The sequence below is a fragment of the Granulicella sp. L60 genome (assembly GCF_009765825.1).
Taxonomy (GTDB): domain Bacteria; phylum Acidobacteriota; class Terriglobia; order Terriglobales; family Acidobacteriaceae; genus Edaphobacter.
This window is the reverse complement of the sequence record NZ_LMUR01000020.1, coordinates 217,029-237,407: the sequence shown is the minus strand read 5'-3', so window position 1 is coordinate 237,407 and position 20,379 is coordinate 217,029. Positions and strand designations below refer to the sequence as shown.

The 20,379-nt window shown below is 60.3% G+C and carries 22 protein-coding genes; 15 read left to right on the top strand and 7 right to left on the bottom strand.

The features are described 5' to 3' along the window. Positions 1-19 precede the first annotated feature (19 nt). Both GSQ82_RS19585 and GSQ82_RS19580 read left to right on the top strand, forming a co-directional pair. Positions 20-691, top strand: a complete 672-nt coding sequence (locus GSQ82_RS19585) for an FKBP-type peptidyl-prolyl cis-trans isomerase (RefSeq protein ID WP_216847129.1) — start codon at positions 20-22, stop codon at positions 689-691. A 56-nt stretch (positions 692-747) separates the two neighbouring features. Further along, complete coding sequence (locus GSQ82_RS19580) at positions 748-2,514, top strand: ABC transporter ATP-binding protein (protein ID WP_158793974.1); 1,767 nt, start codon at positions 748-750, stop codon at positions 2,512-2,514. Positions 2,515-2,531: 17 nt separating this feature from the next. Here GSQ82_RS19580 and fliS read toward each other — a convergent pair whose 3' ends face one another. From fliS to GSQ82_RS19565, 3 genes are all read right to left on the bottom strand, one after another. After that, positions 2,532-3,002: a flagellar export chaperone FliS gene (fliS, locus tag GSQ82_RS19575; protein ID WP_158793973.1), complete on the bottom strand. Its 471-nt coding sequence runs from the start codon at positions 3,000-3,002 to the stop codon at positions 2,532-2,534. Positions 3,003-3,012: 10 nt separating this feature from the next. Continuing rightward, a complete protein-coding gene (gene fliD / locus GSQ82_RS19570; protein ID WP_158793972.1) occupies positions 3,013-4,395 on the bottom strand; it encodes a flagellar filament capping protein FliD in 1,383 nt (460 codons plus the stop codon). A gap of 153 nt (positions 4,396-4,548) precedes the next feature. Then, positions 4,549-5,421 (bottom strand): flagellin, encoded by an 873-nt coding sequence (locus GSQ82_RS19565; protein WP_158793971.1) that lies wholly within the window; start codon positions 5,419-5,421, stop codon positions 4,549-4,551. 263 nt (positions 5,422-5,684) lie between these two features. Here GSQ82_RS19565 and GSQ82_RS19560 point away from each other — a divergent pair, with 263 nt between their 5' ends. From GSQ82_RS19560 to GSQ82_RS19550, 3 genes are read left to right on the top strand one after another with little or no spacing between them, the layout of a single operon-like run. Then, a complete protein-coding gene (locus GSQ82_RS19560; protein WP_158793970.1) occupies positions 5,685-5,999 on the top strand; it encodes a flagellar FlbD family protein in 315 nt (104 codons plus the stop codon). A 28-nt stretch (positions 6,000-6,027) separates the two neighbouring features. Beyond that, entirely contained in the window at positions 6,028-6,813 is a 786-nt protein-coding gene (locus tag GSQ82_RS19555) for a flagellar motor protein (RefSeq protein WP_158793969.1), read from the top strand. Beyond that, entirely contained in the window at positions 6,810-7,568 is a 759-nt protein-coding gene (locus tag GSQ82_RS19550) for a flagellar motor protein MotB (protein WP_158793968.1), read from the top strand. The genes GSQ82_RS19555 and GSQ82_RS19550 overlap by 4 nt, the downstream gene beginning before the upstream one ends. Here the strand turns inward: GSQ82_RS19550 and GSQ82_RS19545 are convergent. Then, on the bottom strand, positions 7,534-7,965 hold the full coding sequence (locus GSQ82_RS19545) for a secondary thiamine-phosphate synthase enzyme YjbQ (RefSeq protein WP_216847128.1): 432 nt from the start codon (positions 7,963-7,965) through the stop codon (positions 7,534-7,536). The genes GSQ82_RS19550 and GSQ82_RS19545 overlap by 35 nt on opposite strands. Positions 7,966-8,195: 230 nt before the next feature. On the opposite strand from GSQ82_RS19545, the gene GSQ82_RS19540 reads away from it, so the two are divergent. The 7 genes from GSQ82_RS19540 to fdhA all read left to right on the top strand — a co-directional run bounded on the left by GSQ82_RS19540 (position 8,196) and on the right by fdhA (position 14,953). Continuing rightward, positions 8,196-8,798: a non-canonical purine NTP pyrophosphatase gene (locus GSQ82_RS19540; protein WP_158793967.1), complete on the top strand. Its 603-nt coding sequence runs from the start codon at positions 8,196-8,198 to the stop codon at positions 8,796-8,798. A 152-nt stretch (positions 8,799-8,950) separates the two neighbouring features. After that, complete coding sequence (locus tag GSQ82_RS19535) at positions 8,951-9,754, top strand: succinate dehydrogenase (RefSeq protein ID WP_158793966.1); 804 nt, start codon at positions 8,951-8,953, stop codon at positions 9,752-9,754. Between the two features lie 305 nt (positions 9,755-10,059). Beyond that, positions 10,060-11,832, top strand: coding sequence for a succinate dehydrogenase flavoprotein subunit (gene sdhA, locus GSQ82_RS19530; protein ID WP_158793965.1), 1,773 nt, complete (start codon positions 10,060-10,062; stop codon positions 11,830-11,832). 126 nt (positions 11,833-11,958) lie between these two features. After that, positions 11,959-12,159 (top strand): hypothetical protein, encoded by a 201-nt coding sequence (locus GSQ82_RS19525; RefSeq protein ID WP_158793964.1) that lies wholly within the window; start codon positions 11,959-11,961, stop codon positions 12,157-12,159. A gap of 98 nt (positions 12,160-12,257) precedes the next feature. Further along, positions 12,258-13,007, top strand: coding sequence for a succinate dehydrogenase iron-sulfur subunit (gene sdhB / locus GSQ82_RS19520; protein ID WP_158793963.1), 750 nt, complete (start codon positions 12,258-12,260; stop codon positions 13,005-13,007). 228 nt (positions 13,008-13,235) lie between these two features. After that, entirely contained in the window at positions 13,236-13,631 is a 396-nt protein-coding gene (locus tag GSQ82_RS19515) for a heme-binding protein (RefSeq protein WP_158793962.1), read from the top strand. A gap of 125 nt (positions 13,632-13,756) precedes the next feature. Next, positions 13,757-14,953 (top strand): formaldehyde dehydrogenase, glutathione-independent, encoded by a 1,197-nt coding sequence (fdhA, locus tag GSQ82_RS19510; RefSeq protein WP_158793961.1) that lies wholly within the window; start codon positions 13,757-13,759, stop codon positions 14,951-14,953. Positions 14,954-15,022: 69 nt separating this feature from the next. Here the strand turns inward: fdhA and GSQ82_RS19505 are convergent, their stop codons facing one another. After that, on the bottom strand, positions 15,023-15,223 hold the full coding sequence (locus GSQ82_RS19505; protein ID WP_158793960.1) for a hypothetical protein: 201 nt from the start codon (positions 15,221-15,223) through the stop codon (positions 15,023-15,025). A gap of 77 nt (positions 15,224-15,300) precedes the next feature. Beyond that, positions 15,301-17,013, bottom strand: a complete 1,713-nt coding sequence (locus GSQ82_RS19500) for a beta-xylosidase (RefSeq protein ID WP_158793959.1) — start codon at positions 17,011-17,013, stop codon at positions 15,301-15,303. A gap of 89 nt (positions 17,014-17,102) precedes the next feature. On the opposite strand from GSQ82_RS19500, the gene GSQ82_RS19495 reads away from it, so the two are divergent. Continuing rightward, positions 17,103-18,386, top strand: coding sequence for a dipeptidase (locus GSQ82_RS19495; RefSeq protein ID WP_254061789.1), 1,284 nt, complete (start codon positions 17,103-17,105; stop codon positions 18,384-18,386). Between the two features lie 118 nt (positions 18,387-18,504). Here GSQ82_RS19495 and GSQ82_RS19490 read toward each other — a convergent pair whose 3' ends face one another. Then, complete coding sequence (locus GSQ82_RS19490) at positions 18,505-18,804, bottom strand: putative quinol monooxygenase (RefSeq protein WP_158793958.1); 300 nt, start codon at positions 18,802-18,804, stop codon at positions 18,505-18,507. A 113-nt stretch (positions 18,805-18,917) separates the two neighbouring features. Here GSQ82_RS19490 and GSQ82_RS19485 point away from each other — a divergent pair, with 113 nt between their 5' ends. After that, positions 18,918-19,475: a DUF1440 domain-containing protein gene (locus tag GSQ82_RS19485; RefSeq protein WP_158793957.1), complete on the top strand. Its 558-nt coding sequence runs from the start codon at positions 18,918-18,920 to the stop codon at positions 19,473-19,475. Positions 19,476-19,488: 13 nt separating this feature from the next. Next, positions 19,489-20,322: a peptidylprolyl isomerase gene (locus tag GSQ82_RS19480; RefSeq protein ID WP_371417242.1), complete on the top strand. Its 834-nt coding sequence runs from the start codon at positions 19,489-19,491 to the stop codon at positions 20,320-20,322. Positions 20,323-20,379 lie beyond the last annotated feature (57 nt).

Sequence of the window (20,379 nt, the reverse complement as noted above, 5' to 3'; positions counted from 1 at the left end):
AAACACTAAACTAAAAACCATGACTGTTCAGCTCTCCTCAATCGCACTCCTGGCCATCCTCACCACCGCCGCTGCCACCGCGCAGACGACTCCCACCCCCGCAAAAACTGCGTCCACCACGCACCATACCGCCGCCGCGACCTCCACTACCCCACCCAACATTCCCCACGTCGTCGGTATTCCAAAGACCCTCTACGCCATCAAATACATCGACACCAAGATCGGCACCGGCCCGCTCGCCCAGGAGCGTAAATACTACACCGTCCACTACACCGGCTGGCTTACCAACGGCACCAAGTTCGACTCCTCCCACGACCATCCAGGCGGCGAGCCCATCACCTTCCCCTACGGCGCACATCACGTCATCGCAGGTTGGGACACCGGCTTCCAGGGCATGCACGTTGGTGGCAAGCGCCGCCTCTTCATCCCCTACCAACTCGCCTATGGAGAGTCCGGCCGTCCTCCCATTATCCCCGCCAAGTCCGACCTCATCTTCGACGTCGAACTCGTAGCCATGTCCGACACGCCGCCTGCGCCCAAGCAGCCCACCCCGCAGCCGACCGCTACACCAGCCCCAGCCCAGCCGTCGACGAATCCTGCCGCTGCGCCGACTCCAACACCCGCACCCGCCGACAAACCTGCTCCAGACGCGGCTCAACCGAAGACGCCTCCGCATCCTGAGAGCCTTTAGCCTCATCTGATCATCAGGCGACTTGCTAACCGATACATATCCTTGAAAAAACACCTATGTTCGACAAACTACGACCTCTAGCCCCCTACCTCCGGCGATATTGGAAGCACCTCGCCTGGGGTGGGGTCTCGGTTATTCTCTATAACACCATCAAGGTCCTCATCCCCGCCGTCATCGGTCACGCGATTGACGACCTGCAGCACGGCCTTACCGAATCGAAGATCGTCTATCACTCCCTGCGCCTTCTTCTCATCGCAGTCCTCTCCGCAGTCTTCCTTTACATCACCAGGCAGGTCATCATCGGCGCCTCCCGCGAGATCGAGTTCGATCTCCGCAACGACCTCTTCGCCAATCTCGAACGCCAGTCCCCCAGCTTCTACCACACCCATCGCACCGGCGACATCATGGCGCGCACCACCAACGACCTCAACGCCGTCCGCCAGCTCCTCGGCCCTGCGATCATGTACAGCGCAAACACCATCGTCTTTACCGCGGCCGCGCTGCCCTTCATGTATCGCATCAGCCCGAAGCTGACCCTCTGCGCCTTTGTCCCACTCCCCATCGCCTCCGTCCTCGTCCAATACTTCGGCAACCGTATCCACCGCCGCTTCGAGCGCATCCAGGCCATGTTCTCCGACATCTCCGCCAAGGCCCAGGAGAACTTCTCCGGCGCGCGCCTCATCCGCGCCTTCGCCCAGGAAGAGGCCGAGATCGCCTCCTTCGAGACCGCCAATCTCGAGTACATCAAACGCAGCCTTCACCTCGTCCGTCTTATGGCCATGCTCTGGCCCACACTCGAGTTCGTCCTCGGCCTCTCGCTCATGATCACCCTGCTCGTCGGCGGACACGAGGTCGTCGCCCACCGCATCACCGTCGGCCAGTTTACCGCCTTCAACGTCTACATGGTGCAGCTCACCTGGCCCATGATCGCCATCGGCTGGGTCGTCAATCTCTTCCAGCGCGGCACCGCCTCCGTCGCTCGCATCGATGAGCTCTTGAAGCAGCAACCCGCCATCACCGACCAGGATGTCTCTCCCGAGCAGGTCATTCGTTTTAAAGACACCCAAGAGATTGCAGGCGACATCGAGTTCCGAAACCTCAGCTTCGCCTACACTCCCGGAAACGACGTCCTGCACAACATCTCGTTGAAGATTCCTGCCGGCACCAGCCTAGCTATCGTTGGTCCCACCGGCTCAGGCAAATCGACCCTCGTCAATCTGATCCCCCGACTCATCGAAGCCGCCCCAGGCGCAGTACTGATCGATGGACTCCCCATACGCAGCTATCCCTTGGCCAACATTCGCCAGCAGATCGGCTTCGTCCCGCAGGAGACCTTCCTCTTCTCCGACAGCATCCGCCACAACATCTCCTTCGGCGCACCGGACGCGTCCGCCGAACAGGTCGAGCAGGCCGCAACCGTCGCCCACATTGCCACCGAGATCCTCGAATTTCCGCGCGGCTTCGACACCATGGTCGGCGAGCGCGGAGTCACCCTCTCCGGCGGACAGAAGCAGCGTACCTCCATCGCCCGCGCCGTCATCCGCAACCCGCGCATCCTCATCCTCGACGACGCACTGGCCTCGGTAGACACCTACACCGAAGAGCGCATCCTCTCAGGCCTCCGCCAAGTCATGCAGGGTCGAACCACCATCTTTATCTCCCACCGCATCTCCACCGCTCGCAACGCCGACCAGATCGCCGTCCTCGTCAGCGGCCGCATCGCAGAGCTTGGAACCCATGACCAGCTGATCGCTCGCAACGGCTACTACACCAGCCTCTTCGAAAAGCAGCGTCTCGAAGAAGAGCTCTCCGTCGCCATCTGATCCGCTAACGCACACGCCTAGGCAAGCCAGCGCGACACAGCCTCTCCATCCGAAGCGCTCTCCGCAACAGGCGGGACAAATCTCTCCTCACGCGTCCGCAGTTCCCTCGGCAGCACCCTGCCCGCCTCAGGATCTCGCGCCACCACCACCCAGGCGTCGCGCACATTCCGGACAAAGGAGATCACGTCCTCGAACTGCTCCTTCGACTCAAGGTGCGAGGCCTCGAGCGTCATCGTGAACATCGTCGCATAGAAGTCCGCAAGCGAAGCCGCAACCACTCCACCTACATCCGGCCGCAGCCGCGCCTGAAGATACATCAGAATGTCAATGACCTTCTTCACCGCCACCCGCCGTCCGTGGACATCGCCCTCTTCAACACACTGCATCGCCCGATAGAGAAACCGAATGGCGCCGTCGTACAGGGCAATAATCATCTCCACCCCGGTCGCGCCTACTAAAGCCTGCTGTTGGTAGCTCGTCTCGCTCAATGATTTTTCCTTATGCCTGTGAGTTCGGGTTGAAGCCTGTCAGAGAGTCAAAGATGGAGTTGACTTCATCGAGCTGACTTGGAATTCCTTGTAAGGTCTGGTTCGCGGCATTTAGTTCATCTGTAAGCTGTGTCTTCTGCGTTGCCAGAAGTGTATTTTCATTCGTGATATCAGTATTTAGCGCAGCTTCCTGCGTGCTGTTCTGCTGCTGCGCAAGAAAGATTGCGCCATCCGGAGCCTGGGTGCCGAGGTTATTGAGCGTAGTCGACAACGTCTGGCCGAAACTTCCAGTGTTCTGAAAAAACCCCGTCACATCCGAGTAGTTATTATCCAGCGCAGCATCCAGCGTATCGCCGTCTAACGTCAGCGTTCCGCTACCATCGCTGTTTACGCTGATTCCGAGTTGCTCCAGGCTGTTGATGGACCCACTCGCAGAGCCGGCAAATAACGCTCCTGAGAGCGAACTCTGCAACTGCGAAAGAATAGGAGTTCCCGCGAGTGGCTCAGGATTCCCACTCGAATCCTTACCGGTCTGTGTCGTCAGGTCGGTTGCAACTGCGTTATATGCATTGACGAAGTTAGTGATAGCGGTCTCGACATCTGTGTTGTCGTTGGTGATCTGGATCTGTACTGGCGAAGTGCTTGAAGCACTTTTCGCTAAGAGTTGAAACGTTACTCCGGGAATCGCGTTCGTCACTGTATTTGAACTGCTGGTCAGCGTCGTTCCATCCACCACAATGCTGGCGTCCGCCCCGGTCTGACTGCTGGTAAACGCAAGATTTCCTCCTGTCGTCGTATCAGACAGCGAACCGGAGACAGTGATATTTCCTGCCGCGCCACTGGTAGCGCTCACCAACGAGAGCCGCGATCCGGACGAGTCGGTAAGCACCGTCGCCGTCACGCCAGCGTCCGCCGAATTGATCGCGCTCGCCAGCGTCGAAAGCGTATTGCTGCTGCTATCGACGTCGATAGTGCTGGACTGGCCATTTACCGTAATGACTACATTGCCCGAGAGCGTATCGTTTGCGTTCGCAAGCGTATCCGAGACATCGGACGAGGTCGTTGCCAGGCTATTAACCAGAACAGTATGACTGCCTGCCGTCGCGCTGGAAGTGGCACTGCTCAGAGCCAGCGTATCGGGGTCGGAGCTGGATCCCTCCTTCTCCGAGAACACGCCTTCAAAGTCCGTAAGCGCCTGAAGACTCGTCGTCAGCGTCGACAGGTCGGTGCCCAGCGAGGTAAAGACAGTATCCTGCGCCTGTAATGTTGACAGCTCGCTGTTCCAGGGGTTTTCAATCGCCGCCGACGCCGCCTGAATCTGCGTAACCGTGCTCGCCACGTCAAATCCCTGGCCGCTCGTCGCCGCTCCGAAACTCAATCCAACTGTGCCCACTCCACCCTCCGACGATCACTTCTTCACAGTGAAAAGCAAACGCATAGCCAACTACGCCTGCCTCTTCCTTAGAGAAAGCTAACTTCCTTTAAACGCTGAAGGCGATGGCAGCCAGAATGTCGTATCTTGTCCACCATCGCTTCAACCTGCGGTCTACTGCAGCAGCTTCAGAATCTCCTGCTGTGTACTGTTGGCCTGCGCAAGAGCACTGATACCGGTCTGATCCAACACCTGATACTTCGCCAGATCGCTCGTCGCCTGCCCAAAGTTGGTTGCAAGAATCGAGCTCTGAGCGGAGGACAGGTTGACCTCTTCCGAACTCGCCACGTTAGCAGCCGCATTCAGCTGGTTGATGTTGGCGCCAAGGTTTCCACGCTGGGCTGAGACGTCCGAAATCGCCGTCGTAACCGCGGTAAGAGCACTCTGGGCAAGAGTCTGGGTCGTCAGGTTCTGGGTCGAAAGATCCTCTCCACCTGCCGTTGTGATCACGCCGGCCGTATCGGTGGTCGTCACGCCGACGCTCGTCGACGCGAGCGTGCCAACGGTAGTTGCAATGGTTGTCGTTCCGGCGGTAGTGCCGTCGCTAACCACAAAATTGGTCGCCGTGCTCGAAAAGACGTTGGTGCTGTTGAAGTTCGTATTCGCACCAATATTACCGATCTCCGTGATGATGCTCTGGAACTCCGTATCGGCGGCGGTTGCCTGAGCGGTTGTCAAGCCACCGTTCGATGCCTCGGTAGCCAGCGTCACCGCGCGATCCAACAGATTGGTGACCTGCGAGAGAGCGCCGTCCGCAGTCTGCAGGAGTCCCACACCGTTCTGGGCATTCTGTGCCGACTGTGTCAGCGCTGCTTCGTTCGCCGCAAGACCGTCGGACACGGAGAGGCCGGCCGCGTCATCCGCGCCGCTGTTGATGCGCGAACCCGAGGAGAGCTGTTGGAGAACAGTGTTGAGGCTGTTCTGCGTCGAGTTGAGACTGTTTTCTGCGTTGATCGCTGCGACGTTAGTAAGAACACCTAAGGACATGGGGTAACGCTCCTGTACTACACGGTTTGAGTTGCCGCGATGCCTGCCCCTGGGTGTACGCTCGGCAAACTTGCAACCATATCTTCAGCTGCAAGCTCCGATTCACCATGCGAAAGGCTCCGCGTTCTTTCCCCTCATCGGCCCTCGTTCCCGCGACTTTAGAACTGTCCCCCTTTGCCCCTTCCCTTCTCCACGCGCTCTCACCTCGCTCTATTGACAACCCTCTTTCTGCCGATGAGAGCCATGGGAGGAACCATTCCAACATGATCGAGCTAACCCGCCTCAACGGCAGTCCTCTCGCCGTCAACTGCGACCTCATCAAATACGCCGAGGCTGCACCGGACACCGTCCTCACCCTGATCACCGGCGAAAAGCTTATCGTCCTCGAGCCCTGCAGCGAGGTCTCCGAGCTCACCCTTCAATATCGCGCAGCCATCCTTCGCAAGGCATGGCCCGAAGCCTCGTCCGCCCTCGCCGCACGCTCCGCCCACGACGCTCGCTCAGCTCACGATGCCCGATCGACCCACGACCCCGATCAGCATCCCCGCCATCACCACAAAAGCGACTCAGAGCAATAACGAATCTCACGCCTGAAAGAGGAGTCCCATGGATATCGCCAGCGTCGGTGGCATCGCACTTGCCATCATCGGCATTCTCGCCGGCATGATGATCGAAGGCGGAAGCATCTCGCAGATCACCCAGCCCACCGCGGCCATGATCGTCATCGGCGGCACTGTCGGCGCGGTCATGCTCCAGTTCCCGATGAACATCTTTCTCGCCGCAATTAAGGCCGCCGCAAAGGTCTTCCTGCACAAGGGATCGAACGGTGAAGCCACCCTCGCCCAGCTGGTCACCTTCGCCAACAAGGCCCGCAGAAGCGGCATCGTCTCACTCGACGCCGACCTCGCCACCGTCACCGACCCCTTCCTCAAACAAGCCCTCATGCTCGCCGTCGATGGCACCGAACCCGCCGAGGTTCGCAAGATCATGCAGCTCGAGCTCGACAACAAATCCGAGATCGAAGAAAAAATTCCCGCTGTCTTCGAAGCCGCCGGCGGCTACTCCCCCACCGTCGGCATCATCGGCGCCGTGCTCGGCCTCATCCAGGTCATGAAGAACCTCTCCAATATCGACGAGGTAGGCCGCGGCATCGCCGTCGCCTTCGTCGCTACCATCTACGGCGTCGCCATGGCCAACCTCATCTGCCTCCCCGCCGCTGGCAAACTAAAATTCCGTCACCGCGAAGAGCAGATGATCAAAGAGATGATGCTCGAAGGCGTCATCTCCATCCTCGAAGGCATGAACCCGCGCATGATCGAGACCAAGCTCCGCACCTATCTCTTCGACTCTCATCCGCCCAAGTCCGAGACCAAAGCAGAGGTAGGCGTATGAGCAAAAAAAAGCATCCCGAACACGTCAACCACGAGCGCTGGCTGGTCTCCTACGCCGACTTCATCACGCTCCTCTTCGCCTTCTTCGTCGTCCTCTTCGCCTCCAGCCAGTCCGACAAGAAGAAGCAGATCAAGCTCTCCGAAGCCATGCAGTCCGCCTTCACGCCGCTCGGCACCTTCGACGCCCACTCGAAGACGCCGCCCCTCACCGACATCAACGCCGCAGCCATCACCAACTCCACCCCTGCGGCACTCGCCCCACCGCTGCCATCAACCAGCACCGAGACGCTCGAGCAGACCGAAGCGCGTCTGCGTAAACTCATCGCCCAACAGGTCGCCGCCGGTGGCATCCCTCCGGGCGGTATCGCCATGCGCATCACCCCCGACGGCCTCGTCATCTCGCTCCACGAAGCCGGCTTCTTCCCCTCCGGCTCAGCCGAGGTCCGCCCCGCATCCATTCCCATGATCTCCATCCTCGCGACCACGCTGCCCGCAGGCCCGCTCCGTGTCGAAGGCCATACTGACAACGTCCCCATCCACACCTCGCAGTTCGCCAGCAACTGGGAGCTCTCCACCGCACGCTCCACCGCCATCGCCCGTCTCCTGCTCGAGCACGGCCCCATCGTCCCCGCCAACCTCTCCGTCGCAGGCTATGCCGAGTTCCACCCCGTCGCCGGCAACGACACTGAAGACGGTCGCACCCAGAACCGCCGCGTTGACATCATTCTTTTGCGACACCCAGCAGCTTCACAATAACCCGTTTCTTCCTCTGCCCATCGAACTCCGCATAGAACACCCGCTGCCACATCCCTAGGTCCAGCCGCCCCTTCGTCACCGGCAGCGTCGTCTCATGGTGCAGCAACAGCGCCTTCAGATGAGCGTCCGCATTATCCTCACCCGTCCGATGATGCTTATACCCCGGCCATGCCGGAGCAAGCTTCTCCAGCCACGTCCCAATATCTTCGATCAACCCATCCTCATGATCGTTCACATAGATCGCCGCCGTAATATGCATCGGCGAGACAAAACACAACCCATCCTCCACACCACTCCGCCGCACAATCTCCTCCACCTGCGGCGTAATGTGCACCATCTCCCTGCGCTCCATCGTGTTGAACGTCAGATACTCCGTAAACGCCTTCATCGTCGCCATCCACTCATCTCCATTCACCGAATCTGTCGTTCGATGGTTCTCCAGTACTTTACGTCCGCACTTTTATATTCGATCATCTTGCATTCGATTGTTTGCGTTCCTCCGTCTATGCCGTCATCCGGAACGTAGTGAAGGCCCCCGTACTTCGCCGTCACTCGTTTCGATCTTGCGATGGTTGGAAAAATCGAACCCATCGACTCAAATCGCCGCGACGTTATACCAATAGATGCATGACCCTCTACATCGCCTCGACCAACCCAGGCAAGCTCCGAGACTTCGCCGCCGTCTCGCACGAAGTCTCCATCACTCCCCTCCCCGGCCTCAAAAAGATCCCCGCCCCCGACGAAGACCAGCCCACCTTAGAAGGCAACGCCCGTCTCAAAGCCATCTTCTACTCCCGCCACGCCCCCAACCACATCGTCCTCGCCGACGACTCCGGCCTCGAAGTAGACGCCCTCCATGGCGACCCCGGCGTCCGCTCCGCCCGTTACGCAGACGACCACCACCTCCCCGCACCCGGCACTCCAGACGAGCGCAACAACCTCTGCCTGCAGCAAGCCCTCAGCCAGATCCCTGGCCCGCATCCAGCCCGCTACCACTGCGTCCTCGCCGCCGCCCGCAACGGAGAGATCCTCGCCATCGCTCACGGCACCGTAGAAGGCGAGATCCTCCCCACTCCACGCGGCACCGAAGGCTTCGGCTACGACCCCTTCTTCTACCTCCCCGACCAGAAAAAAACCATGGCCGAGCTCGACATCGCAACCAAACTCACCTTCAGCCACCGTGGCCGAGCCTTCGCCGCCCTCCTCCAGGCCCTCCCGCAACCCCTCTGAAACCAGCGCGAAGTAACTTAATCGCACAAACCTATCGATAATCGCACAAACTGCCTGCATTTCCTTGACGCTGGCAATCCCCGAGCGGAATAATCGCCCTGCCGCACTTTTTTTCATCCGCCAGTGCATGCAACACCGAAAAAGGAGCACCCATGGCCACAGCCGCATCGCCAACACCTCCTGCCGCCCCGCCACTCAAAGGCGTTCAGCCACTCCGCGCAGGCGTTGGCCACTCCTTCTTCTGGCGCCGCCTCCACTCCCTCAGCGGCATCATTCCCATCGGCGCCTTCCTGGTCGAACACATCATCTCCAACTTCGAGACCCTCAACGGCCCCCTCGCCTACGCGCAGCAGGTCAAGTTCCTCAACTCCCTCCCGCTCGTCCGCATCCTCGAGTGGGGCTTCATCTTTATCCCTCTGGCCTTCCACGCCTTCTATGGCCTCTTCATCGCCATCCGCGGCCGCGTCAACGTCAACGTCTACCCCTGGGCCTCCAACTGGATGTACGTCTCCCAGCGCATCACCGGCGTCATCGCCTTCATTTACATCATCCAGCACGTCTGGCGACAGCGCTTCAGCGGCATCTCGCTCCCCGAGAATCCCGGCGCAGCCTTCCATAAAGTACAGGTTGAACTCTCCAACCCCTGGATGCTCGCCATCTACGTCATCGCCATGATCGCCACCACCTGGCACTTCGCCTACGGCATCTGGCTCTTCGCCGCCAAGTGGGGCATCACCCCCGGCGACAAGGCGCGCAAAAAGTTCGGCTACGTCTGCGCCGTCTTCGGCGTCGCCCTCTGCCTCATGGGCCTCACCAGCATCTACGCTGTCGTCTACAAGTACCCCAACGCCCCCGCCAACGTCATGCCCGTCCAGCCCGCCGGCATCGACTTGCCAGCACCTACAGTCCCGCCACCAAATTCAACAAACCCGCAGCAGCCCGGCGAGGCTCGCTAATTTGAACGATCTACTCCACCTGCGCGATATCGCATTCGGAGTCGGCATCTGCTTCTGGATAGCCGCGAACTTCATGCTCTTTCGCATGCTCAAACAGGTAGATCGCAAATTAGCTGATCCATCTTTCCCAAACCCCGCGAGTCCTCGATTCTGCTACAACCTTTGGAAGAGGCACCAAGCGCTCTATCCGAAAAGCACATTGAGGTCTATCTGGATTGCGAGTTACGCGGCTGGTGTATTAGGCACGGTCGCTGCCTTCACAATGTTGATCGTTTCGAAGCACTGAGAGACTACGGAGAAGAATCATGGCAGCAGCAACACCCAGAATCATCGTAGTAGGCGGCGGCCTAGCCGGACTAGCCGCAGTCATCAAGATCGCCGAAGCCGGCGGCAAGGTCGACCTCTTCTCCATCGTCCCCGTCAAGCGCTCCCACTCCGTCTGCGCCCAGGGAGGCATCAACGCCGCCAAGGACCTCAAAGGCGAAGGCGACACCGTCCTCAAGCACTTCGACGACACCATCTACGGCGGCGACTTCCTCGCCAACCAAACCCCCGTCAAGAACATGACCGCGCAGGGCCCCGCCATCATCGACCTGCTCGACCGCATGGGCGTCCCCTTCAACCGCACCCCCGAAGGCCTCCTCGACTTCCGCCGCTTCGGAGGCACGCTCTACCAGCGCACAGCCTTCGCCGGAGCAACCACCGGCCAGCAGCTTCTATATGCACTCGATGAGCAGGTCCGCCGCCACGAGTCCGAAGGCAAAGTCACCAAATACGAAGGCTGGGAGTTCCTCTCCGCCGTCCTCGACAGCAAAGGCGCAGCCCGCGGCATCGTCGCCATGGACCTCCGCACCATGGAGACCCGCACCTTCCCCGCCGACGCCATCATCATCTGCACCGGCGGCAACGGAGCCATCTTCGGCAAGTCCACCAACTCCGTCGTCTGCACCGGCTCCGCCCAGTCCGCCCTCTATCAACAGGGAGCCTTCTACGCCAACGGCGAGTTCATCCAGGTCCACCCCACCGCCATCCCCGGCGAAGACAAGCTCCGTCTCATGTCCGAGTCCGCCCGCGGCGAAGGTGGCCGCGTCTGGGTACCCCGCGACCGTAACGACAAACGCGTCGCCCGCTCCATCCCCGAGGCCGACCGTTATTACTTCCTAGAAGAGCGCTACCCCAAGTACGGCAACCTCGTCCCCCGCGACATCGCCACCCGCGAGATCTTCAAGATCGTCTACGAAGACAACATGGGCATCGACGGCCAGCCCATGGTCTACCTCGACCTCACCCACCTGCCCAAGGAGCGCCTCCACAAGCTCGAAGGCATCCTCGAAATCTATGAGAAATTCGTCGGCGACGATCCCCGCGAAGTCCCCATGAAGATCTTCCCCGGCATGCACTACACGATGGGCGGCCTCTGGGTCGACTTCAACCAGCAGACCAACATCCCCGGAGTCTTCGCCGCAGGCGAGGCTGACTACTCCATCCACGGAGCCAACCGTCTCGGAGCCAACTCCCTGCTCTCCTGCATCTACGGTGGTTTCGTCGCCGGCCCGCAAGCCATGGCCTATGCAAGCTCCCTCCCCGCACAGGAAGGCGACGGAGGCCACGCCGCCGAGCTCCAGCGTCAGAAGGAAAAGAACGGTCTCCTCCTCAACAACCCCGGCACCGAAAATCCCTTCAAGATCTGGCGCGAACTCGGCGAAACCATGACCAAGCACGCCACCATCGTTCGCTACAACGCCGGTCTCGAAGAAGCAGACGCCAAGCTCGTCGAACTCCTCGACCGCTACCGCAACGTCAACCTCTCCGACAAATCGCAGTGGGCCAACACCAGCTTCGCCTTCACCCGCCAACTCTACAACATGATCGAGCTCGCCCGGGTCATCGTCCACGGCGCACGCCTTCGCGACGAAAGCCGCGGAGCCCACTACAAGCCCGACTTCCCCAACCGCGACGATGAAAAGTTCCTCAAAACCACCAAAGCCGCCTTCGTCGACGGAGCACCTGCAATCTCCTTTGAAGAAGTCGACATCAGCCACATCAAACCACGTCCCCGTGTCTACACCTCCAGCTAGTCTTTGTGGATTAAGCGGTGGGCTTTAGCCCACTAAAACCAACATCAGGCAAAGGGGTTTTAGCCCCGGGGCACTTTCCACTAATGACGAGTTACCCAAAAACCCGCGAACCCCATCTAACCGGGCATGGAAATCATCAACCTCGTCTACATCGCCCTTGCCGTCATATTCGCCACAGTCATGGCATATATGTACCTCTACACCACGCACCTTCACCCATCGGAACGGACCATGGCACTCAAAGGCCGCCCGCCGATCAGCAAAGAAGAAGGCATCGCAGTCGCAACCCTGGAAAAAGAACGCCTGCACAAAACCGGCAGCTTCTAATCCACCTCTCAGCGACTGCAATCCTCAGCAACAAACGCCTCCAGCTCACCCCCACGCCGAAGGCACAGGATATCTGCAGGCCCTAAGGAGCAGTCGCAATGGCACAGAGCACCATCAAAGTCGAGATCAAGCGCCAGTCCACCCCGGACGCCCCCTCCACCACCGAGAAGTTCGAAATCCCCTACCGCCCGGGCATGAACATAACCTCGCTCCTCGGCGAGATCGCGCTCAACCCCGTCGACGTCTCCGGCAAAGCCACCACGCCCGTCACCTACGACTCCAACTGCCTCGAAGAGATCTGCGGCTCCTGTGCCATGCTCATCAACGGCAAAGCCCGCATGGCCTGCTCCGCCCTCGTCGACAAACTCGAGCAGCCCATCACCCTCGCTCCCCTCAGCAAGTTCCCCGTCGTCCGCGACCTCGCCGTCGACCGCTCCGTCCTCTTTGAAAACCTCAAGAAGGTCAAAGCCTGGGTCCCCATCGATGGCTCCTACGACCTCGGCTCGGGCCCCCGCCAGGCCCCGCAGATTCAGGAGCAGCGCTACCCGCTCTCCAACTGCATCTCCTGCACCATCTGCATGGAGGTCTGCCCCCAGTTCAACGACGTCACCGGCTTCGTCGGCGCCGCCACCATCGCCCAGACCAAGCTCTTCAACATGGACCCCAGCGGCTCCGTCCTCAAAGAAGAGCGCCTCCGCGCCCTCGCCGGAGACGGCGGCATTCAGGAGTGCAGCTTCTCCCAGAACTGCGTCCAGGCCTGCCCCAAACAGCTCCCCCTCACCGAAGCCATCAGCGACATGGGCCGCGACGTCTTCATCCAACAAGTCAAAGACCTCTTCGCTCGATAATCACGCCACCAGTCTGGGTGCCCCATATCTCGATTCTGAGATGTGGGCATTCGCGCGAAGGCGCGAACCGCATTCCTTCACTCATCAAGAATCTCTGAGCGCTCTATCCACTGCAGTCTCACCGCAACGGATGGAAATGTAAAATTTCACCCCGGCCACTTTGAAAAGCCCAAGCCACTGACACAAATGGAGCGTCAAACCGGTAAGCTCATATATCAGGAGAACCAAATGATCCAACTAGCAGACGCCCGCCGCATCATCGCCGCAGCCGAAAAAAAAGCTGAAGAGCTCAAGCAGCCCATGAACGTAGCCGTAGTCGACGAAGGCGGCAACCTCATCGCCTTCGAGCGCATGGCCAACGCCTGGCTCGGCTCCATCGACATCTCGCAGAAAAAAGCCTGGACCTCACGCGCCTTCGACATCACCACCAAAGATCTCGCCGAACACTCGCAGTCCGGCAACCAGTTCTTCGGCATCCACGCCTCAAATGACGGCAAGGTCATGATCTTCGCCGGCGGTATCCCCATTAAAAAAGACGGCAAAGTAGTCGGAGCCATCGGTGTCAGCGGCGGCTCAGGCGATCAGGATCACGCCGTCGCCGAAGCAGGCGTAGCAGCTTTCTAAATCCTTCCTCACGCATCGAATCAAAGGGTAGCGCGGGCATTCGCGCTACCCTTTCCTGCGGCCCATAAACAGGCACGGATCTTCCAAAGATAGGTACATAACCCGCAACTGCAACGAGGTTTAAAATGGCAGAAAATACTGGAGTCGTCTTCCTGGGACAAAACAAAGTCGAAGTGCAGTCCATCGACTTCCCCAAGATGCAAAATCCCGCCGGCAAAAAGATCAACCACGCCGTCATCCTCAAGGTCGTCTCCACCAATATCTGTGGCTCCGACCAGCACATGGTCCGCGGCCGCACCACCGCTCCCACCGGCATGGTCCTCGGCCACGAGATCACCGGCGAGATCATCGAAGCCGGCTCCGACGTCGAATATATGAAAGTCGGCGACCTCGTCACCGTTCCCTTCAACGTCGCCTGTGGCCGCTGCCTCACCTGTCGCGAACAGCAGACCGGCGTCTGCCTCAACGTCAACCCCGGCCGCGCAGGCGGAGCCTACGGCTACGTCGACATGGGCGGTTGGGTCGGCGGCCAGGCTGAGTACGTCCTCGTCCCCTACGCCGACTTCAATCTCATCAAATTCCCCGACAAAGCCCAGGCCATGTCGAAGATCAAAGACCTCACCATGCTCTCCGATATCCTCCCCACCGGCTTTCACGGAGCTGTCATGGCGGGCGTCGGTGTCGGCTCCATCGTCTACATCGCTGGCGCCGGTCCCGTCGGTCTGGCCGCAGCTGCCTCTGCCCACATCCTCGGCGCTGCCCTCGTCATGATCGGCGACATGATCCCCGAACGCCTCCAGCACGCCGCAAGCGTAGGCTTTACTCCGATCGACCTCACCAAGAGCGACAACCTCGGCGAACTCATCGCCGCAGTCGTCGGCAAGCCCGAGGTAGACGCCGCAGTCGATGCCGTCGGCTTCGAGGCACGCGCTCAGGGCAAAGACGGCCAGGAAGCTCCCGCCACCGTTCTCAACTCCCTCATGTCCATCGTCCGTGCCGCTGGCGGTATCGGCATCCCTGGCCTCTACGTCACCGAAGATCCCGGTGCTGCAGATGAAGCAGGCAAGACCGGAAACCTCAAGATGCGCTTCGGTCTTGGTTGGGCAAAGTCTCATCGCTTCTACACCGGCCAGACCCCCGTGCTCAAGTACAACCGCCAACTCATGCAGGCCATCCTGCACGACCGTCTACCCATCGCAAAGATCGTCAACGCAACCGTTATCCCGCTCAGCGAAGCAGCCGAAGGCTATAAAGCATTCGACGCTGGCGTAGCTAAGAAGTTCGTCCTCGATCCTCACGGACTCCTCGGCCAAGCCAGTTAGCAAACCTGCAAAACAGCAAGAGGCCCGACAACTAGGCGGGCCTCTTGCTGTTAATAGTTGGCGATAAAACTACTTCGTAAACATCGTGTTCCCAGGCGTCGTATCCTCGTTATCCCGAATCCTGTTCTCCGCGCGTTTTGCGCTCTGCATCGCAGAATGATCTATCTTCTGCTGCTCAGTCTTCCCCACTTCGGTCGCCGGTGCCTCAGACTCGATCGCTTCGTGGGAAGGACGTGCTCCGCTCTTCGTAGAATCCAGACCTTGTGCCATACATCACCTCTGCATAGACAGATGGCACCATCTAACCCGAAGGTTGCCCTGACAATCTCCTCCGCAACACCTGAGCCTCACCAGGAAAATCGAACCAGCGTAACCCCCTGTCGTTCCAGCCTGATATCAACCGCAGCCACTCCATCCTTCACAGCCGCCGCTGCCGAAGGAGCAACCGCCTCCAACCCTCCCGCACGCTGTAACTCCACAAACTGCTGCACCGTAGGCTGTGCCGGACTACCCATCTTCTGCCACACCGCATACGCATTGCTGTGTTCCGCATCCATCAAAAACCGCTGCACCTTCACCCCCCGAGCAGGCAATCCCGCCACCGAAAGATTCACCCGCGCAGCCTCCGCCGCAACATCGTCATCGTGGTAGTTCCACACCAGCACATCCACCTGATGCTCCCCACGCGTCGCCACCGCCCGCACATCCGCCGCCCCGCGAACACTGTCCTTCAACATCTGCTCCATCGGCAACGCGCCCGTACTCGTCGCCCTTACATACTCCCCACCCAACATTCCCAGCATACGAAACACATTCAGCACCGGCTTATCCACCAGGTAGTTCGCATCTCCCACCCTGCCGCCCGTCGCCAACTCGCGAAACCCCGCAAACAGCGGCTGATCTTCAAACTCAAACGCCCACGTCACCGCCCCTTGCAGCGAAACTCCGTTCCTCCGCGCAAGCTCCTCCGCTCCCGCCGTAGCCTCCGCGACACTCACGCCATACAACGGTCCATTGCGATATCCATTCTGCGCCCCCTTGCAAGCCGCGCAGCCCTCAGGATCGCTCTCCCCCAGAATGATCGGCGTATTCTTCCACTCCGGAAACGAAGCCACCACGCGCATCCCCATATCCATCGCCCGCAGCTGATGCCCGATATCCATCCGCACATGCCCATCCACCGTCTTCGGCGAACCCTTCGGATGAAAGCTGATAAACGCCAGCGGCGCGCCCACCCCTCCCGTCGCAGCATTCTTTCCCCGCGCACAGTGCTCCAGAAACTGCCGCAGCATCACCTCCGACTTACCCGGCGTAACCCCCGTCGCCTCAGGCCCGCCAATCTTCGCATGTGGCAACACCGACTGTATCGCCGCCGCCGTCACATCGTAGAGCTTGTCGTACTCCTCCGGCGTTCCATGCCAGTAGTCGATATCCGGCTCATTCCAAACCTCCCACAGCCATGTATCCACCGCAGCATCTCCATACCTCTCATGCAGATGCTTCGTCCACGCCGTCACCAGCGCACTCCACTTCGCATAGTCCTTCGGCGGATAACTCCACCCCGTAAACACCTGCCCCTCAGGAAACGTATGCCGATAAGGCTCCGGATGCGTCGACATCGCCTCCGGCATAAACCCAACCTCCACCAGCGGCCTCACCCCATTCTTCTTCAGCGAGTCGAAGATCCGATCCGTAATCGTCCAGTCATAGATCGGTCTTCCCTCTGCATCCTCGCGATACGCATTCGTCGAACCCCACTTCAACGAACTATCCCCATCCCCAGTCGTCAGCAGGTTATGCAACCGCACATACACCGGCGCAGCACTAAGCTGCGAGAGCTCCCGCAGCAACGCCTGCCCGTTCGGCGCATAGCTGTAGTTCGGCTCATCCGCGCCAAAGAAACTCCACACCGGCGCATATGGCCCCACGCGATCACCCGTGTCCACGCGCACCGCAACCGTATCGGCCGCCGCACCCTGTGCATACACCCGCTGCACCACGCAGCTCCCAAACGAAGCCGCCACCAATCCCAACGCCCAAAAATGCCTGCCAAATAACATGGGAAAACGTTATCAGAGATTTCAGAAACCGCTTGCTACAATTTGCCTACCCCAGCAAGAAAGCGCGCATGAAAGAATAGGTGCCATCCATGAAGAAGACGTGCCTGAAGACATGCCGAATCCTTGCGTCCGCCCTACTAACGGCCCTGCCTCTCATCAGCAGCATGTCTCTCCCGGCCCAAACCACCCTCCAACTCACCGGAAAAAATCCCATCCAAAAAACGATGACTGACCCAGCCGCCGTCCACGCCTCCGCCATCGTCATCGACACCCACGCCGACACCCCGCAGCGCTTCGTCGACGAGCACTGGGACTTCACCGACCCCCTCAACGGCGGCATGCTCAACTACGACAGCGCCAGGAAAGGCAACCTCGCCGCCCAGTTCTTCTCCATCTGGGTCGACCCCGGCCAATACCCCGCCAACGCCAGCGCCCGCCGCACCCTCGAACTCATCGACGGCACCCTCGAACAGGTCCGCAAGCATCCCGACAAGCTCGCCCTCTGCCTCTCCTCCGCCGACATCATAGCCACCCACAAAGCCGGAAAGTTCTGCGTCCTCATGGGCATCGAAGGCGGCCACTCCATCGAAGACTCCCTCGGCCTCCTCCGCGACTACTACCGTCTCGGCGTCCGCTACATGACCCTCACCTGGTCCAACACCAACAACTGGGCCGACTCCTCCGGTGACATCGACGACGCCAAGGTCCACCACCACAACGGCCTCACCCCCTTCGGCAAACAAGTCGTCGCCGAGATGAACCGCCTCGGCATGCTCGTCGACATCTCCCACGTCTCCGACAAGACCTTCTGGGACACCATCGCCACCACCCGCACTCCCATCATCGCCTCGCACTCCTCCGCCCGCGCCCTCACCCACGCCAGCCGCAACATGACCGACGACATGCTCCTCGCCATGAAGAAGAACAACGGCGTCGTCATGGTCAACTTCTTCCCTGCCTTCATCGACGAGAACTGGCGCAAAGCCTGGGCCGCGCAAGCCCCCGAACGAAAGAAAGCCCAGGACGCCCTCGAAGCCAGATACCGGGCCAAAGGCCTCCCCGTTCCCTACACCGAATCCGACAAGATCGACCGCGAGTTCGCCGCAAAGATCGGCCGCGCCCCCTTCAACTCCCTCATCGACCACTTCGACCACGTCATCAAGGTCGCCGGCATCGATCACGTAGGCATCGGCACCGACTTCGACGGCATCCCCGTCCCACCCGACACCATCGACTCCGCCGCCGACCTACCCAAGGTCACCGCAGCCCTCATGGCCCGCGGCTACACCGCTGACGACATGCGCAAACTACTCGGCGGCAACCTCCTCCGTGTCTTCCGCGAAGTACAAGCCGCCGCCGATCACAACCCATAGCTGGATCATCTTCCCCGCCAACCAACGGGAGGCCCACCCGAAGGAGTACAAAAGTCACGAAGTGACCACCCCACGTGCAGTGGGCCCGTCCGGCAGGACAAAGCAGTTAAACCATCTACTAAACCTTCTCCCCCACCAACTCAATCTTGTGAATCTGCGGAGCCTCCGAAAACAGCGTCTCTGCATTCGCCATCAGAGCCTTGGCAATCTCGCCATGCAGATGCGCATCACGCCCAGCCTCATCGTTGAACGTATCGAACACGCCAAACACGCCGCCCTTATCTTCCTTGAACCCATACCAATGAACGGTCCCTGCCTCAGACTTCGCCATCTCCGCGCCCTGCTTCAAAAAAGCCTCCACATCGGCCTCTTTACCCGGCTTCGCCTTCAACTCCACATACAACGCAAACTTCGCCATCTTCAAAATCCTCCTGGTGTTCCTTCACATCAGATGCCGTAGACCCCTCGAAGTTACCAGAACAAAACATTACGACCAGACGAATTCCAGCATCTGACTCCACTGAGGTGAACATGCGCAGAAAACATCCATCCGTCCTTCGCGGAGTCATCACCGGAGTAGCCGCCGGCCTTGCCGCGACCCTCATCATGGACCAGTTCCAGAAGCTGAGCGCCGCAGGCCAGAAAGCCGCCGAAAAACAACTCAAACTAGGCCAGGGCGAGTCCTCCTGGCAGATCGCCCACGAGCAGGTGCAAAAAGAACAGCAGGCCGCCCAGCAGGAGGGTTCCACCGAGATCGTCGCCCGCAAGATCGCCGAGGCCGCCGGCACCCATCTCGACAAAGAAGATAAGAAGACCGCAGGCCAAGCCGTCCACTACACCTTCGGCACACTCATGGGCGTCGTCTACGGCGTCTCGGCGGAGCTTCTGCCCGAGATCACCACCGGCGCAGGCACCGGCTTCGGCACCCTCCTCTTCCTCGCAGCCGACGAGGTCGCCGTCCCCGCCTTCCAGCTCGCCCCATCCCCCATCGATACCCCACCCACCGACCACCTCCAGCACTGGGCCGCCCACGTCGTCTACGGAGCCTCCCTCGAACTCGTCCGCAGCTTGCTCGCCCGCATCGTCTAGCCGCCCGCCCGCATTGCTCCATCCGCCCGTCTGCGGTAGCCTCAAGGATGGGGATTACGCCAGCCTCATCGTCGAGGCTCCCGCACTCTCTCTGGAGCGACGCACCCGCATGATCCTTCGTACTCTCGCACTCGCAGTGGCCGTCAGCATCTCGGCGCAGGCACAGTCCACCACCCCGCCGCCCCCGCCAGCCGACGCGCTTCCCGATGCCCCCAGCAGCAGCACCCCCCAGGCCGCACCCATCGTCGTCCCCACCGGCCCCACCGCCGTCATCGACACCACCATGGGCCGCCTCACCTGCAAGCTCTACGAAAAACAAGCCCCCATCACCGTAGCCAACTTCATCGGCCTCGCCGACGGCTCCAAAGACTGGACCGACCCCAAGACCCTCAAAAAAGTCCACGGCCAGCCCTTCTACAGCACCACCACCTTCCACCGCGTCATTCCCAACTTCATGATCCAGGGCGGCGACCGCATGGGCGACGGCACCGGCGACCCCGGCTACCTCTTCCAGGACGAGTTCGACCCCAGCCTCACCTTCGACCAGCCAGGACGCCTAGCCATGGCAAACTCCGGCCCCGGCACCAACGGCTCCCAGTTCTTCATCACCGAGGTCGAAGTCCCGCAGCTCAACGGCAAGCACACCATCTTCGGCCAGTGCGACGCCCACAGCGTCCTGCTCGTCGCCTCCATCGCACGCGTCGAACGCAACTCCAGCGACAAGCCCAACGTCCCCGTCGTCATCGACCGCATCACCATCGTCCGCGACGGACAACCCATGCCGCCCGTACCAGCCACGCCGCCGGCCGCCGCTCCTGCAACCCCAGCCGCCGCGCCGTCCAACTAACTCTTTCGTCTTCTTCTTCGGTCTTCGCGAACCCAGCAGGACCATTCCTCCTATCGT

Excerpts from the sequence above, each read along its gene's own strand:
- GSQ82_RS19545 (WP_216847128.1), bottom strand. The coding sequence starts at position 7,965 with ATGGCGACGATGAAGGCGTTTACGGAGTATCTGACGTTCAACACGATG.
- GSQ82_RS19540 (WP_158793967.1), top strand. The coding sequence starts at position 8,196 with ATGACCCTCTACATCGCCTCGACCAACCCAGGCAAGCTCCGAGACTTC.
- GSQ82_RS19550 (WP_158793968.1), top strand. The coding sequence starts at position 6,810 with ATGAGCAAAAAAAAGCATCCCGAACACGTCAACCACGAGCGCTGGCTG.
- GSQ82_RS19505 (WP_158793960.1), bottom strand. The coding sequence starts at position 15,223 with ATGGCACAAGGTCTGGATTCTACGAAGAGCGGAGCACGTCCTTCCCAC.
- fdhA (WP_158793961.1), top strand. The coding sequence starts at position 13,757 with ATGGCAGAAAATACTGGAGTCGTCTTCCTGGGACAAAACAAAGTCGAA.
- GSQ82_RS19490 (WP_158793958.1), bottom strand. The coding sequence starts at position 18,804 with ATGGCGAAGTTTGCGTTGTATGTGGAGTTGAAGGCGAAGCCGGGTAAA.
- GSQ82_RS19495 (WP_254061789.1), top strand. The coding sequence starts at position 17,103 with ATGAAGAAGACGTGCCTGAAGACATGCCGAATCCTTGCGTCCGCCCTA.
- sdhB (WP_158793963.1), top strand. The coding sequence starts at position 12,258 with ATGGCACAGAGCACCATCAAAGTCGAGATCAAGCGCCAGTCCACCCCG.
- GSQ82_RS19585 (WP_216847129.1), top strand. The coding sequence starts at position 20 with ATGACTGTTCAGCTCTCCTCAATCGCACTCCTGGCCATCCTCACCACC.
- GSQ82_RS19525 (WP_158793964.1), top strand. The coding sequence starts at position 11,959 with ATGGAAATCATCAACCTCGTCTACATCGCCCTTGCCGTCATATTCGCC.
- sdhA (WP_158793965.1), top strand. The coding sequence starts at position 10,060 with ATGGCAGCAGCAACACCCAGAATCATCGTAGTAGGCGGCGGCCTAGCC.
- GSQ82_RS19580 (WP_158793974.1), top strand. The coding sequence starts at position 748 with ATGTTCGACAAACTACGACCTCTAGCCCCCTACCTCCGGCGATATTGG.
- GSQ82_RS19555 (WP_158793969.1), top strand. The coding sequence starts at position 6,028 with ATGGATATCGCCAGCGTCGGTGGCATCGCACTTGCCATCATCGGCATT.
- GSQ82_RS19515 (WP_158793962.1), top strand. The coding sequence starts at position 13,236 with ATGATCCAACTAGCAGACGCCCGCCGCATCATCGCCGCAGCCGAAAAA.
- GSQ82_RS19500 (WP_158793959.1), bottom strand. The coding sequence starts at position 17,013 with ATGTTATTTGGCAGGCATTTTTGGGCGTTGGGATTGGTGGCGGCTTCG.
- GSQ82_RS19485 (WP_158793957.1), top strand. The coding sequence starts at position 18,918 with ATGCGCAGAAAACATCCATCCGTCCTTCGCGGAGTCATCACCGGAGTA.
- GSQ82_RS19560 (WP_158793970.1), top strand. The coding sequence starts at position 5,685 with ATGATCGAGCTAACCCGCCTCAACGGCAGTCCTCTCGCCGTCAACTGC.
- GSQ82_RS19565 (WP_158793971.1), bottom strand. The coding sequence starts at position 5,421 with ATGTCCTTAGGTGTTCTTACTAACGTCGCAGCGATCAACGCAGAAAAC.
- GSQ82_RS19535 (WP_158793966.1), top strand. The coding sequence starts at position 8,951 with ATGGCCACAGCCGCATCGCCAACACCTCCTGCCGCCCCGCCACTCAAA.